This is a genomic window from Streptomyces sp. NPDC006385 (genome assembly GCF_040612485.1).
Lineage (GTDB): Bacteria > Actinomycetota > Actinomycetes > Streptomycetales > Streptomycetaceae > Streptomyces.
In genome coordinates, this window is record NZ_JBEXQG010000003.1 from 178,790 (window position 1) to 192,347 (window position 13,558).

The window sequence follows — 13,558 nt, forward strand, 5'->3', positions numbered from 1 at the left end:
CCGCAAAGAACGCATGAGCGATGTGAAGCAAACTCTTGCAGGCGAAAATGATCGTTTGCCGGGTTCGTGGGCTTATTCACATGAGTGGGAGGCAGATCACAGGACAGTGACGGCCACTCTGTCGTTCCCGAGTGGCACCTGTCACATCAGTCGAACTGGTCCCCCAGCGCCATCACCATCACCCCGGCGACGAGCAGCCACAGCGCCCGCCGGGTACGGCCCCGGGAGCCGAGGAACGCGGCGAGGGCGCAGACGGCGGCTCCGAGGGCGTAGGCGGCCGGGACGGGGGCCGGGGCCGTGCCGGTGGCTCGGAGCGTCGACGCCGCCAGGCCGGCGAGAGCGAGGAGCGCCCCGGTCGCGACGGCCGTCCAGCGGGCCCGCCGCGCCTCCTGCACCGGATCCTCGCCGTCGTCCTCCAGGTCCTCCAGGTCCTCCACATCCTCCAGGTCCTCCACATCCTCCGGGTGCTCGTCCTCCGGCGCCTGGTACTGGCCCTCCCCCGTCTCGGCTATCTCGGAATCACCACGTCCGTTCATGGCGGGGGAGCGTAGCGCGTCGCGCCGGAAAACCGGATGCCGGGCGGGACGGCCGGCTGCTAGCTTCCGAAGGTCAGCCGTAGCCGCGGCACATCGCCGCCGACCTGGGCAGGTGCATTGTTTGAGCGTCCGGCCGAGCTCCGCCGTATCCCCTTCCACCTGCAAGGACTCAAGGAGTTCGTTCACCGATGCCGGACATCACCCCGGGGACCTCGAGTGAGGACCTCGCCAAGCGACTGACCCACGCCCGCTACCCGCGCAGCAACAGCTACGACGTCCGCTGGGTCATCGAGAACCAGATGGGCCCGAACGCGCTGTGGCTGCTGGAGTGGCTCGCCCCCGCCCTGGGCCTGGAGACCCTGCGCCCCGGCGCCCGCGTCCTCGACCTGGGCTGCGGCCGGGCGATGACCTCCGTCTTCCTGGCCAGGGAGTACGACGCCCAGGTCACCGCCGCCGACCTGTGGATCAAGCCCGACGACAACGCCGGGCGCATCGCGCAGGCAGGTTTCGCCGACCGTGTGCTGCCCGTGCACGCCGAGGCGCACGACCTGCCGTTCGCCGAGGGCGGCTTCGACGCGATCGTGAGCATCGACGCGTACCACTACTTCGGCACCGCCGACCTCTATCTGCCCACGCTCACCCGGCTGTTGAAGCCCGGCGGCCGGATCGGTGTGGTCGTGCCCGCGCTGCGGGAGGAGCCGGCGGGCGTCGAGCCGCCCGAGCATCTCCAGCCGTGGTGGGAGCCCGACTTCTGGTGCTTCCACTCCGCCGACTGGTGGCGTCGGCACTGGACTCGCGGTGGCGCCGTCGAGGTCGAGGCGGCCGACTGGCTGGACGACGGCTGGCGGGACTGGCTGCTGTGGTGCGACGTGATCGCCGAGGAGAGCCCCGAGGAGTTCCATCGCACGATGGCCCGCCGGGTCGGCGAGATGGTGCGCCTCGACGAGGGCCGGGCGCTGGGCTTCGTACGGCTGGTGGGGCGCCGTATCCGATGATGCGCCGAGGGGGACGCGTCGCGGTCGACGCATCCCCCTCGGGGTTTCGTGCCGGTGGGTCTCAGCCCTCGCTGACGCCCAGCTTCTCCAGGATCAGCTCCTTGACGCGCGCCGCGTCGGCCTGACCCCGGGTCGCCTTCATGACCGCGCCGACCAGGGCGCCGGCCGCGGCCACCTTGCCGCCGCGGATCTTGTCGGCGATGGCCGGGTTGCCGGCGATGGCCTCGTCGACGGCGGTGCCCAGGGCACCCTCGTCCGAGACGACCTTCAGACCGCGCTTGTCGACGACCTCGTCCGGGGTGCCTTCGCCCGCGAGGACGCCTTCGATGACCTGGCGGGCCAGCTTGTCGTTCAGGTCGCCCTTCGAGACCAGCTCGGTGACCCGGGCGACCTGCTCCGGCGTGATCGCCAGCTCGTCCAGGGACGTGCCCGACTCGTTGGCGCTGCGGGCGAGTTCGCCCATCCACCACTTGCGGGCGGAGGCCGCGTCGGCACCGGCGTCGATCGTGGCGACGATCGGGTCCAGGGCGCCGGCGTTGAGGATCGCCTGCATGTCGGTGGCCGAGATGCCCCACTCCTCCCGGAGCCGGTTGCGACGCACCAGCGGCAGCTCGGGGAGCGCCGCCCGGATCTCCTCGACCCACTCGCGCGAGGGGGCCACCGGCACCAGGTCCGGCTCGGGGAAGTACCGGTAGTCCTCGGCCTCCTCCTTCACTCGGCCCGAGGTCGTCGACCCCGTGTCCTCGTGGAAGTGCCGGGTCTCCTGCACGATCGTCCCGCCGCCGCTCAGCACGGCGGCGTGCCGCTGGATCTCGTAACGGGCCGCGCGCTCCACGGACCGCAGCGAGTTGACGTTCTTCGTCTCGGAGCGGGTGCCGAACTTCTCGGTGCCGTTCGGGCGCAGCGACAGGTTCACGTCGCAGCGCATCTGGCCCATCTCCATGCGGGCCTCGGAGACGCCGAGCGCCTTGATGACCTCGCGCAGCTCACGGACGTACGCCTTCGCCACCTCGGGGGCGCGCTCGCCCGCGCCGACGATCGGCTTGGTGACGATCTCGATGAGCGGGATGCCGGCGCGGTTGTAGTCGAGGAGCGAGTGCGAGGCGCCGTGGATACGGCCCGTCGCGCCGCCGACGTGCGTCGACTTTCCGGTGTCCTCCTCCATGTGGGCGCGCTCGATCTCCACGCGGAAGGTCTCGCCGTCCTCCAGCTGGACGTCGAGGTAGCCGTTGAAGGCGATCGGCTCGTCGTACTGGGAGGTCTGGAAGTTCTTCGGCATGTCCGGATAGAAGTAGTTCTTCCGGGCGAAGCGGCACCACTCGGCGATCTCGCAGTTCAGCGCGAGACCGATCTTGATCGCGGACTCGACGCCGGTCGCGTTGACGACCGGGAGCGCGCCGGGCAGGCCGAGGCAGACGGGGCAGGTCTGCGTGTTGGCGTCCTGCCCGAGGGCGGTCGAACAGCCGCAGAACATCTTGGTCTTGGTGCCGAGTTCGACATGGACCTCAAGGCCCATGACGGGGTCGTACGACGCGAGTGCGTCCTCGTACGACACCAGGTCGGTCGTGGTGGTCACGGTGAAACTTCCCTCTCAGCCCAGCAGGACGTCGTCGTCGCCCAGCCGCTTCAGCTCGCGGTAGAGGATGGCGAGGCCGGTGACGATCGCGGTGGCGGACACGGCGGCGTCGATCAGGCGCAGCGTGTCGCTCTCCACGCGGGCCTTCTTGGCCTGCTTGACGACGTTGACCGCACCGAACGCGGTGGTGGCCATGGACAGGTACAGACCGGACTTGGACTTCTTGAAGCCCTTGGCCTTGGACATTGCCTTGCTCACAGCGACGGAGCCTCCTCGATCAGCGGATGACCCCACCTTTCCACGAAGGCCGCCTCGACGGCCGCCCCGACCTTGTACAGCCGGTCGTCCTTCATCGCCGGGGCGATGATCTGCAGGCCGACCGGGAGGTTGTCCTCCGGAGCCAGACCGCAGGGCAGCGACATGGCCGCGTTGCCCGCGAGGTTCGTCGGGATGGTGCACAGGTCGGCGAGGTACATCGCCATCGGGTCGTCGGCACGCTCGCCGATCGGGAAGGCGGTGGTGGGCGTCGTGGGCGACACGATCACGTCCACCTGCTCGAAGGCCTTCTCGAAGTCGCGGGTGATGAGCGTGCGGACCTTCTGGGCGCTGCCGTAGTACGCGTCGTAGTAGCCGGAGCTGAGCGCGTACGTGCCGAGCATGATGCGGCGCTTCACCTCGGGGCCGAAGCCCGCCTCACGGGTGAGGGAGGTGACCTCCTCGGCGGAGTGCGTGCCGTCGTCGCCGGTCCGCAGGCCGTAGCGCAGGCCGTCGAAGCGGGCGAGGTTGGAGGAGCACTCGGAGGGCGCGATCAGGTAGTACGCCGACAGGGCGAGGTCGAAGGACGGGCAGTCCAGCTCGACGATCTCGGCGCCCAGCTCCTTCAGCAGCGCGACGGACTCGTCGAACCGCTGGATGACGCCGGCCTGGTAGCCCTCGCCGCGGAACTGCTTGACGACGCCGACGCGCATGCCGGCGACGCTGCCGTCGCGGGCGGCCTCGACGACCGGCGGGACCGGGGCGTCGATGGACGTGGAGTCGAGCGGGTCGTGCCCGGCGATGACCTCGTGGAGCAGGGCCGCGTCCAGGACCGTACGGGCGCAGGGGCCGCCCTGGTCGAGGGACGAGGAGAAGGCGACCATGCCGTAACGGGACACCGCCCCGTACGTCGGCTTGACGCCCACCGTGCCGGTGACGGCCGCCGGCTGGCGGATGGAGCCGCCGGTGTCGGTGCCGATGGCGAGGGGCGCCTGGAAGGAGGCGAGCGCGGCGGAGGAGCCGCCGCCGGAGCCGCCGGGGATCTTGGTGAGGTCCCAGGGGTTGCCGGTCGGGCCGTAGGCGCTGTTCTCGGTGGAGGACCCCATGGCGAACTCGTCCATGTTGGTCTTGCCGAGGATGACGACGTCAGCGGCCTTGAGCTTCTTGGTGAGGGTGGCGTCGTACGGCGGGATCCACCCTTCCAGGATCTTCGAGCCGACGGTCGTCGGGATGCCCTCGGTGGTGAAGATGTCCTTGAGCGCGAGGGGGACACCGGCCAGCGGACCGAGCTTCTCCCCCTTGGCCCGCTTCTCGTCGACGGCGCGGGCCTGCGCGAGGGCGCCCTCGCGGTCGACGTACAGGAAGGCGTGCACCTTCTCGTCGACGGCCTCGATGCGGGCCAGGTGGGCCTCGGTGACCTCGACCGCGGTGAGCTCGCCGGAGGCGATCTTCGCGGCGGTCTCGGCGGCCGTGAGCTTGATGATGTTGACGTTGTCCGTCATGGCGGTTAGTCCTCCCCCAGGATCTGCGGCACCTTGAAACGCTGCTGCTCCTGGGCCGGGGCGCCGGAGAGCGCCTGCTCGGGGGTGAGCGACGGACGGACCTCGTCCGCGCGCATGACGTTCGTCAGCGGGAGCGGGTGCGAGGTCGGCGGTACGCCTTGGTCGGCGACCTCACTGACGCGGGCGACCGCGCCGATGATGTCGTCCAGCTGTCCCGCGAAGTGCTCGAGCTCTTCGGGCTTCAGCTCCAGACGCGCCAGCCGGGCGAGGTGGGCGACCTCCTCGCGCGTGATGCCAGGCATGCAGCGATCCTCAGGGGTGAGTGTGTGTGGTTTGGGGCCAATCCTATGGGGCGGGGGCCGATGCCCGTGAAACGGTTTCCTGCGCGCCCGTGCGGCGGAGCCGCACATCGACGCGGCCCCGCGCACCTTCGGGGTGCGTCGACGTCACTCGGCGGCGGGCAGGGCCGCCCGTGGCCGCTGCCACCCCCGCGAACCCCGCGCCCGCAGCCACGCCGTGGTCTCCTCGGGCGGCATCGCCGCCGCCACCAGCCACCCCTGGACGGCGTCGCAGCCCAGGTCCCGCAGTCGCTCCCACGTCTCGTCGTCCTCGACGCCCTCGGCGACCACGAGCAGGCCGAGCGAATGGGCCAGATCGACCGTGCAGCGCACGATCTCGGCGTCCTCGGTGTCCACCGCGAGCCGGGCCACGAACGAACGGTCGATCTTCAGCTCGCTCACGGGCAGCCGTCTCAGGTGCACGAGGGACGAATACCCCGTGCCGAAGTCGTCCAGGGACATCTTCACGCCGTGTCCGGTCAGCCCGGCGAGGGTGTCCGCGGCGCGCTGCGGGTCCTCCAGGAGGACGTGTTCCGTTATCTCCAACTGGAGCGCTCCCGCCGGGACCCCGTGCCGGGCGAGCCGTGCCGCGACCGAACCCGCGAATCCGGGGGTGTGGACGTCACGCGGGGAGACGTTGACCGCCACCGGCACGTACAGGCCCTGGGACCGCCACCGGGCCACCTGCCCGAGCGCGGTCTCCAGCACGTACTCCGTCAGATGCGGCATCAGCCCCGACGACTCGGCGATCGCTATGAACTCGTCCGGCGGCACCTTCCCGCGCTCGGGATGCACCCAGCGCACCAGCGCCTCGAGGCCGGCCACCTGACCGTCGAAGCGGACCTTGGGCTGGTAGTGGAGTTCGACCTCGTGCGCGTCGAGGGCGCGGCGCAGATCGCCCAGCAGGCCCAGCCGGTCCGGGGTGTTCGAGTCCCGCTTGGACTCGTAGACCTCCACGCCCGTACGGTCCCGCTTCGCCTGGTACATCGCCACGTCCGCGCGCCGCAGCAGCCCCTCGGCGTCGAGGGCGTGGTCGGGGAAGACGGCGACGCCGGCGCTGGCCTCCAGGACCAGGGTGAGCCCGTCGAGGTCGAGCGGGGAGCTGAGGGCGGTGACGAGGCCGCGGGCGACCCGGGTCGCGGACGTCGTGGAGTCGGCGACGGGCAGTAAGACGGCGAACTCGTCGCCGCCGAGCCGCGCGGCCTCCGCTCCGCGCGGCAGGGCGAGGCGCAGCCGGTCGGCTATCTGCAACAGCAACCGGTCTCCGGCGAGATGACCGAGTGTGTCGTTGACCGATCGAAAACGGTCGAGGTCGATCAGCATCAGGGCGGACCGGGCGCCGATGCGCTCGGCGTCGTCGAGCGCGGTCCAGATGCGCTCCAGCAGCCACTGCCGGTTGGGCAGCCCGGTCAGCGGATCGCGCAACTGCTCCTCCGCCCGGGCGCGGGCTATCCACAGCGTGGAGTCGAGGGCGATGAGCGGGATGGAGAACAGCGGCAGCAGGAGGGGCTTGGCGGTGGCCACCACGCACACCAGCGGTGCGATACCGAGCAGCGCGACGGCGACGAGACCCTGCCTGACCAGGGCGGTGCGGGCGACGGTGGGCAGGCCGCCGCGCGGGGCCTGCAGATACCAGAGCAGGACACGGGTGACCGCGAGATAGGCGGCGGCCACGAGCACCACTCCGGGGAGGGTGTAGAGGGTCCAGGTGTCCGGGTTCCAGGGGCTCTCCACGGTCGGCACGCGGCCGAAGGCGGCCAGTACGAGGGCCCCGGAGGCGATGCCGAGGATGTCCACCGCGCCGTGCAGCACGCCCTGCCGCCAGCGGCCGCGGCGGGCCACCCCGACCAGGACGACGACGGTGAGGCTGACCATGCCGGCGGGCACCCAGCCGTACAGCATCAGCACGGCGAGGGTCAGGGCGGCGCCGGAGCCGGTGCCGCCCCACCAGCGGGCGCGCCCGAGGGCGACGAGGTGACCGACGATGATGCCGGTCAGCACGGCCAGGGACCAGCCGACGGTACCGGACGGGAAGAGGGCGTGGTCGCCGGTGAACGCCCGGTAGAACCCGGCGCCGAGGACGAACCCGGCCGCCGCGACGACCGCCGCGGGCAGCGCGGGCCAGGACAGGTGCCGTTCGTGATCGGAGCCCGCCAGTCCGTCGGCGCGGTCGGCGTCGAGGTGCACGGTGGCGCGGCCGTCCGCCGCGGTGTGCTGTCCCGCGCTCCCCGCGCCTCTTTCCGTCCGCGAACGATCCGCGGACCGCGTCGCCCGTCCCCGCCATGCGCCGGCCATCCGGCGCAGCCGTGAGTCCGGGGCGGCGCTCTCGGTCGGTTCCATTCCCGTCCCTCTCACAGCCGGCGGTGCCCACGCCACGCGGCCCGATGCCCGACAACAACCTTCAACGGCACCGCGTTGGAAAACCCTTCCCCCCGCTCCTCAGGAGCAGGGGGATGCCCCGACCGCAGCTGGGCACGGCAGGCGCACCCCTCAACAGTAGGCCGCAGAAGGCTTCCACGGGCAGCGGTCGTCGACGGTTGCCCGAATGCGCCCCAGCCACCCGTATGCATCTGGTATGCGCCGATCGGGGTGGCTTCAACCCCTACTGCTCTGCCGGGAGCGCGACTTCGGCCGCCGCGTCGGGCCCCTGCTCCAGCAGGACGTCGAAGCCGTCCTCGTTCAGAACAGGCACCTTGAGCTGCATGGCCTTGTCGTACTTCGATCCAGGACTGTCACCGACGACCACAAAAGACGTCTTCTTCGAAACGGAACCGGTCACCTTCGCTCCGCGACTTTGCAGTGCCTCCTTGGCGCCGTCGCGTGTGAAGCGCTCCAGCGTGCCGGTGACGACGACGGTAAGCCCTTCCAGGGGGCGGGGGCCTTCGTCCTCGCCGGTCGACTGATCCTCCAACGGGACCCCGGCGGCCTTCCACTTACGGACGATCTCGCGGTGCCACTCCTCGGCGAACCACTCCTTGAGCGCGGCGGCGATGATGGGACCGACACCGTCGGTCGACGCCAACTCCTCCTCGGTGGCCTGTTCGATGCGCTCGATCGAGCGGAACTCGCGCGCGAGGGCCTGCGCCGCCACCGGCCCGACATGCCGGATCGACAACCCGTTGAGGAACCGGGCCAGCGGACGCTGCTTCGCCGCCTCGATGTTCTCCAGCAGGGCGAGGGTGTTCTTCTTCGGCTCGCCCTTCTGGTTGGCGAAGACCGTGACGACCTTCTCCTCACCCGTCTTGGGGTCCCGCTTGGGCAGGCCGCTGTCCGGATCGAGGACATAGGCCCTGATGGGCAGCAGCTTCTCCACCGTCAGGTCGAACAGGTCGCCCTCGTCGACCAGCGGCGGGTCGGCCGGCTCCAGCGGGCGGGTGAGCGCGGCGGCGGCCACCGCGCCGAAGTGCTCGATGTCCAGGCACTCACGGCCCGCGAGGTAGGAGACGCGCTCCCTCAACTGGGCCGGGCAGGTACGGGCGTTGGGGCACCGGAGGTCGATGTCGCCCTCCTTCATGGGCTTGAGCGCCGTACCGCACTCGGGGCACTCGCTCGGCATCACGAACTCCCGCTCGCTGCCGTCCCGCAGGTCGACGACCGGGCCGAGGATCTCCGGAATGACGTCCCCGGCCTTGCGGATGACCACGGTGTCACCGATGAGCACGCCCTTGGCCTTGACGACCTCCTGGTTGTGCAGGGTCGCGAACTCGACCTCACTGCCCGCGACGGTGACCGGCTCGACCTGCGCGTACGGGGTGACCCGGCCGGTGCGGCCGACGCCGACCTTGATGTCGACGAGCTTGGTGTTGACCTCTTCCGGCGCGTACTTGTACGCGATCGCCCAGCGCGGTGCGCGCGCGGTGGAGCCGAGGCGGCCCTGGAGGCGGATCTCGTCGAGCTTGACGACGACTCCGTCGATCTCGTGCTCCACGGAGTGACGGTTCTCGCCGTAGTGGGCGATGAACTCGCGTACGCCACCGAGGTCGTCGACCACCCGGTTGTGCCGCGAGGTGGGCAGGCCCCAGGTTTCGAGGAGGTCGTAGGCCTGGGAGAGGCGGCTCATGCCCGTGAAGCCCTCCAGGGCACCGATGCCGTGGACGACCATGTGCAGCGGGCGGGTGGCGGTGACGCGCGGGTCCTTCTGGCGCAGCGAACCGGCGGCGGCGTTGCGGGGGTTGGCGAAGGGCTTGTCGCCCGCGGCGACCAGGCGCTCGTTGAGTTCGAGGAACTTCTCCATCGGGAAGTAGACCTCGCCGCGGATCTCCACCAGGTCGGGGACCTGGTCGCCGCGGAGGCGAGCCGGGATCTCCGCGATCGTACGGACATTCGGGGTGATGTCCTCGCCGGTGCGGCCGTCGCCGCGGGTGGCCGCGCGGGTGAGGCGGCCGTTCTCGTAGGTGAGGTTGACGGCGAGGCCGTCGACCTTCAGCTCGCACAGGAAGTGGTACTCCTGGTCGCCCAGTTCCCGCGCGATGCGGTCGGCCCAGGTGGCGAGCTCGTCGTCGTTGAAGGTGTTGTCGAGCGACAGCATCCGCTGGCGGTGCTCGACCGCCGTGAACTCCGTCTCGTACGACCCCGCGACCTTCTGGGTCGGCGAGTCCGGCGTGCGCAGCTCCGGATACCTCTCCTCCAGCGCCTCCAGCGTCTTCAGCAACTTGTCGAACTCCGCGTCGCTGATGACCGGAGCGTCCTTCACGTAGTACCGGAAGCGGTGCTCCTCGACCTGCTCCGCCAGCTGCGCGTGCTCATCGCGGGCCTCGGCGGGCACCGCCGTCGTCTCCGCTTGCTTGTCGCCGGCCACCGTGTTGTCCTCCCGTTACTCTGGGTTGTCCGCGAGGGATCTCGCCGCCCGGACGCAGTGCGCGAGGGCCCTGCGCGCGTACTCCGGGGAGGCCCCCGCGAGTCCGCACGACGGCGTGAGCGTGACCGCCTCCGTGAGAAGCCCCGGTGACAGCCCCAGCCTGCGCCACAGCGTCCTGACACCCATGACGCTACCGGCAGGGTCTGACAATCGGCCGTCCGTGCCCGGGACGACACCTGCGAAGAGCCGGGTCCCCGCTTCCACCGCCTCGCCGATCGTGTCGTCGTCACGCTCGGTGAGGAGCGAGAAGTCGAAGGAGATCGCCGCCGCGCCCGCCCGGCGCAGCAGGGCGAACGGGACGTCCGGTGCGCACGAGTGCACCACGACGGGACCGCCGCGGTACACCCCGACGACGTCGCGGAGACCGGCCTCGACGATCTGCCGGTCCACCGCCCGGTGGGTGCGGTAGCCGCTGGCGGTCCTCACCTGGCCGCGCAGTACGGCGACGAGGGAGGGCTCGTCGAGCTGGAGGACGACCCGGGCGCCGGGGACGCGGCGCCGGACCTCCTCCAGGTGCAGCCGCAGGCCCTCGGCGAGCGAGGCGGCGAGGTCACGGCAGGCGCCGGAGTCGGAGAGGGCGACCTCGCCGTTCTTCAGCTCCAGCGCGGCGGCCAGGGTCCACGGCCCCACCGCCTGGACCTTCAGCATCCCCTCGTACCCCTGGGTGGACTCCTCCAGCGCGTCGAGGTCCTCCCCCAGCCAGGACCGGGCCCGCTTGGTGTCCCGCCCCGGCCGGTCCCCGATCCGCCACCCGCTGGGCTCCACGCGCGCGTACAGCTCGACGAGCATCCCGGCGGTCCGCCCGACCATGTCCGCGCCGGGGCCACGGGCGGGCAGCTCGGCGAGGAACGGGAAGTCCTCGAGGGAGCCGGTGACGGTCCTGGCGGCCTCACGGGCGTCGCCGCCCGGCATGGACCCGACGCCGGTGGCGGGGGCGAAGGTGTACGGGCTGTTTTCACTCACGCGGGAAGCCTATGCAACCTTCGGGCGCGGGCTTCACCCCTCCGGCTCGATTCAACGTCCCGGCCGCACCGTCAGGTCGTTGACCTCCGCGTCCCTCGGCAGGTCCAGGGCCATCAGGATCGTCGTCGCCACCGACTCGGGGTCGATCCACTTCGACGGGTCGTACTCCTTGCCCTCCTGCTGGTGGACCTTGGCCTGCATGGGGCTCGCCGTGCGGCCGGGGTAGACGGAGGTCACCCGGACGCCGTTGGCGTGCTCCTCGTGGCGCAGCGAGTCCGCCAGGGCCTTCAGGCCGTGCTTCGACGCCGCGTACGCGGACCAGTCGGCGTGGGCGTTGAGGCCGGCGCCCGAGTTCACGAAGACCACGTGGCCGCGGGCGGCGCGGAGTTGGGGCAGGAAGTGGCGGGTCAGCTCGGCCGGGGCGATCAGGTTGACGTTGAGCTGGTGGCGCCAGGACTTCGGCGTCAGGTCGCCCACCGGGCCGAGGTCCACGACCCCGGCGATGTGGAGCAGCGAGTCCACCCGGTCCGGCAGCGTCTGGTGGGAGAAGGCCCAGGACAGCCTGTCCGGGTCCGCCAGGTCGCCGACCAGCGTCCTCGCCCCGGGGAACTCCGCCGCCAGCTCCTTCGCGCGGCCCGCGTCGCGCGCGTGGAGGACGAGATCGTCCCCGCGCGCGTGCAGACGGCGGGCGACGGCCGCGCCGATGCCGGAGCCCGCTCCGGTGATCACATGAGTAGCCATGCCCGCCATGCTCGCATCAGTGCCAGGTCACCCGGCTCCCCGGCCCTCGGCGGAAGCCGCTGATGTCACAGCCTCCAGGTAGGCCAGCGCCTCCACCGGCTCCTCCGCGAAGAACACCAGGTCGCTCAGCGGGCGGGGCAGGAAGCCCTCGTCCTCCATGCGGCGGAACTGCTCCTTGAGGCCGTCGTAGAAGCCCGCGGTGTTGAGCAGGACCACGGGCTTGTCCGTGTGGCCGTGCTTCTTCAGTTCCAGGATCTCCGTCGCCTCGTCCAGGGTCCCCGTGCCACCGACCATGATCACCACCGCGTCGGCCTTCTCCAGGAGCAGCTTCTTGCGCTCGGCGAGGTCCTTCGCGATCACCATCTCGTCGACGCCCGGGCGGACCTTGGCGGCCAGGAACTGGACGGAGACCCCCACGAGCCGGCCGCCCGCCTCCTGCACCCCGTCCGCGACCACCTTCATCAGCCCGACGTCGGAGCCGCCCCAGACGAGCGTGTGCCCGCCCTTGCCCAGCAGTTTCGCGAACTCGCGCGCGGGGCGCGTGTAGCGGTCGTCGAGGTCGGCGGCGGAGAGGAAGACGCAGATTCGCATGCGGCCACCGTACGCGGGAAGAACCGCGGGGCCGCGCACGCTGTTCGGACATGGCTCACGGACACACGATCACGATCGAGCGGGGCACACGGCGCGTACGGGTCGTCCACGGCGACCAGGTCCTGGCGGAGAGCGACCGGCCGCTCGTCCTGCGGGAGACGGGTTGTCCGGCGCGGTACTACATCCCGGCCGAGGACGTACGACTGGACCTGCTGACGCCCTCCGACACGCACACCTACTGCCCGTTCAAGGGAACGGCCTCCTACTGGTCCCTGCCCGACGCGGCCGACCTCGTCTGGGCGTACCCGGACCCGAAGCCGGACGTGGCCGAGATCAAGGACCACCTCTGCTTCTACGAAGTCGAAGTGTCCTGAACGGTTAAGTCACCGCCGTACGGCAATCTCCACAGACATGGACAAGAAGACCATTTCACGCGACGGTACCTCCCTCGCGTACGAGATCTCGGGCGAGGGTCCGGCGGTGATCCTCGTCAGCGGCGCGATGTCCACCGGGGGCACCGTGGCGCCACTGGCCGTGCCCCTGTCGGAACGCTTCCGTGTCGTCGCGTACGACCGGCGGGGGCGCGGTGAGAGCGGTGACACGGCGCCGTACGCCGTGGAACGGGAGGTCGAGGACCTCGCCGCGCTGATCGAGGCGGTGGGCGGGGAGGCGGCGCTGTGCGGCATCTCCTCGGGCGGGGCGCTGGCGCTGGAGGCGGCGGCGAGCGGGCTGGCGGTGCGTCAGGTGGCGGTGTACGAGGTGCCGTTCGCGGTGTACGAAGGCGGCGCCGAGGAACGCGCCCAGTACACCGAGCGGTTGACCGAGGCGCTCGCCCAGGGCCGTCGCGGGGACGCGGTCGAGCTGTTCCTGCGCCTGACCGGGCTGGCCGAGCAGATGATCCAGGGAGCCCGTCAGTCCCCCATGTGGCCGGGAATGGAGACGATCGCGCCGAGCCTCGCCCATGACGACGCCGTGATGGGCGACGGCCTGGTGCCCGTGGAGAGGCTGGCCTCGATCACGGTGCCGGTGCTGGCGATCGCGGGCGACGCGAGTCCCGCGTGGATGGGCGAGGCGGCGCGGGCGATCGCGGAGGCCGTGCCGGAGGGGACGTACCGGAGCCTGGAGGGGCAGACGCACATGGTGGAGCCGGACGTCCTCGGGCCGGTGCTGCTGGAGTTCTTCGGGCAGTGACGGGACGGGCAC

The 13,558-nt window shown here is 71.0% G+C and carries 13 protein-coding genes; 3 read left to right on the plus strand and 10 right to left on the minus strand.

Features of this window, described 5'->3' with window-relative positions; genetic code table 11:
• Positions 1-146 precede the first annotated feature (146 nt).
• Positions 147-536 carry a hypothetical protein gene (locus ABZ078_RS03480; protein WP_356571160.1) on the minus strand — a complete coding sequence of 130 codons (390 nt, stop codon included), beginning with the start codon at positions 534-536 and terminating at the stop codon, positions 147-149.
• Positions 537-724: 188 nt separating this feature from the next.
• Between ABZ078_RS03480 and ABZ078_RS03485 the strand changes: the two genes are divergently transcribed.
• Entirely contained in the window at positions 725-1,531 is an 807-nt protein-coding gene (locus ABZ078_RS03485) for a methyltransferase domain-containing protein (protein ID WP_356571162.1), read from the plus strand.
• A 61-nt stretch (positions 1,532-1,592) separates the two neighbouring features.
• On the opposite strand, the gene gatB is transcribed toward ABZ078_RS03485, so the two are convergent.
• From gatB to ABZ078_RS03530, 9 genes are all read right to left on the minus strand, one after another.
• Positions 1,593-3,107, minus strand: a complete 1,515-nt coding sequence (gene gatB / locus ABZ078_RS03490) for an Asp-tRNA(Asn)/Glu-tRNA(Gln) amidotransferase subunit GatB (protein ID WP_356571164.1) — start codon at positions 3,105-3,107, stop codon at positions 1,593-1,595.
• Between the two features lie 15 nt (positions 3,108-3,122).
• Positions 3,123-3,365 carry a hypothetical protein gene (locus tag ABZ078_RS03495; protein WP_078916136.1) on the minus strand — a complete coding sequence of 81 codons (243 nt, stop codon included), beginning with the start codon at positions 3,363-3,365 and terminating at the stop codon, positions 3,123-3,125.
• The gene (gene gatA / locus ABZ078_RS03500; RefSeq protein ID WP_356571167.1) at positions 3,362-4,864 is read right to left on the minus strand and encodes an Asp-tRNA(Asn)/Glu-tRNA(Gln) amidotransferase subunit GatA; all 1,503 of its coding nucleotides are present in this window, start codon (positions 4,862-4,864) and stop codon (positions 3,362-3,364) included. The genes ABZ078_RS03495 and gatA overlap by 4 nt, the downstream gene beginning before the upstream one ends.
• A 5-nt stretch (positions 4,865-4,869) precedes the next feature.
• Positions 4,870-5,166 carry an Asp-tRNA(Asn)/Glu-tRNA(Gln) amidotransferase subunit GatC gene (gene gatC, locus ABZ078_RS03505; protein ID WP_356571169.1) on the minus strand — a complete coding sequence of 99 codons (297 nt, stop codon included), beginning with the start codon at positions 5,164-5,166 and terminating at the stop codon, positions 4,870-4,872.
• A gap of 144 nt (positions 5,167-5,310) precedes the next feature.
• On the minus strand, positions 5,311-7,542 hold the full coding sequence (locus tag ABZ078_RS03510; RefSeq protein ID WP_356571171.1) for a bifunctional diguanylate cyclase/phosphodiesterase: 2,232 nt from the start codon (positions 7,540-7,542) through the stop codon (positions 5,311-5,313).
• Positions 7,543-7,804: 262 nt separating this feature from the next.
• On the minus strand, positions 7,805-10,000 hold the full coding sequence (gene ligA / locus ABZ078_RS03515) for an NAD-dependent DNA ligase LigA (protein ID WP_356571173.1): 2,196 nt from the start codon (positions 9,998-10,000) through the stop codon (positions 7,805-7,807).
• 15 nt (positions 10,001-10,015) lie between these two features.
• Entirely contained in the window at positions 10,016-11,023 is a 1,008-nt protein-coding gene (locus ABZ078_RS03520) for a methionine synthase (protein ID WP_356571175.1), read from the minus strand.
• 51 nt (positions 11,024-11,074) lie between these two features.
• Positions 11,075-11,773 carry an SDR family oxidoreductase gene (locus tag ABZ078_RS03525; protein WP_356571177.1) on the minus strand — a complete coding sequence of 233 codons (699 nt, stop codon included), beginning with the start codon at positions 11,771-11,773 and terminating at the stop codon, positions 11,075-11,077.
• Positions 11,774-11,791: 18 nt separating this feature from the next.
• Complete coding sequence (locus tag ABZ078_RS03530) at positions 11,792-12,355, minus strand: TIGR00730 family Rossman fold protein (protein WP_356571179.1); 564 nt, start codon at positions 12,353-12,355, stop codon at positions 11,792-11,794.
• 50 nt (positions 12,356-12,405) lie between these two features.
• On the opposite strand from ABZ078_RS03530, the gene ABZ078_RS03535 reads away from it, so the two are divergent.
• Both ABZ078_RS03535 and ABZ078_RS03540 read left to right on the plus strand, forming a co-directional pair.
• Positions 12,406-12,729, plus strand: coding sequence for a DUF427 domain-containing protein (locus ABZ078_RS03535; protein ID WP_356571181.1), 324 nt, complete (start codon positions 12,406-12,408; stop codon positions 12,727-12,729).
• Between the two features lie 37 nt (positions 12,730-12,766).
• Positions 12,767-13,546, plus strand: coding sequence for an alpha/beta hydrolase (locus tag ABZ078_RS03540; RefSeq protein WP_356571183.1), 780 nt, complete (start codon positions 12,767-12,769; stop codon positions 13,544-13,546).
• Positions 13,547-13,558 lie beyond the last annotated feature (12 nt).

Coding starts and splice junctions, on each gene's coding strand:
- ABZ078_RS03480 (WP_356571160.1), bottom strand. CDS start 536: ATGAACGGACGTGGTGATTCCGAGATAGCCGAGACGGGGGAGGGCCAG.
- gatA (WP_356571167.1), bottom strand. CDS start 4,864: ATGACGGACAACGTCAACATCATCAAGCTCACGGCCGCCGAGACCGCC.
- ABZ078_RS03525 (WP_356571177.1), bottom strand. CDS start 11,773: ATGGCGGGCATGGCTACTCATGTGATCACCGGAGCGGGCTCCGGCATC.
- ABZ078_RS03540 (WP_356571183.1), top strand. CDS start 12,767: ATGGACAAGAAGACCATTTCACGCGACGGTACCTCCCTCGCGTACGAG.
- ABZ078_RS03510 (WP_356571171.1), bottom strand. CDS start 7,542: ATGGAACCGACCGAGAGCGCCGCCCCGGACTCACGGCTGCGCCGGATG.
- ABZ078_RS03530 (WP_356571179.1), bottom strand. CDS start 12,355: ATGCGAATCTGCGTCTTCCTCTCCGCCGCCGACCTCGACGACCGCTAC.
- ABZ078_RS03485 (WP_356571162.1), top strand. CDS start 725: ATGCCGGACATCACCCCGGGGACCTCGAGTGAGGACCTCGCCAAGCGA.
- gatC (WP_356571169.1), bottom strand. CDS start 5,166: ATGCCTGGCATCACGCGCGAGGAGGTCGCCCACCTCGCCCGGCTGGCG.
- ABZ078_RS03535 (WP_356571181.1), top strand. CDS start 12,406: ATGGCTCACGGACACACGATCACGATCGAGCGGGGCACACGGCGCGTA.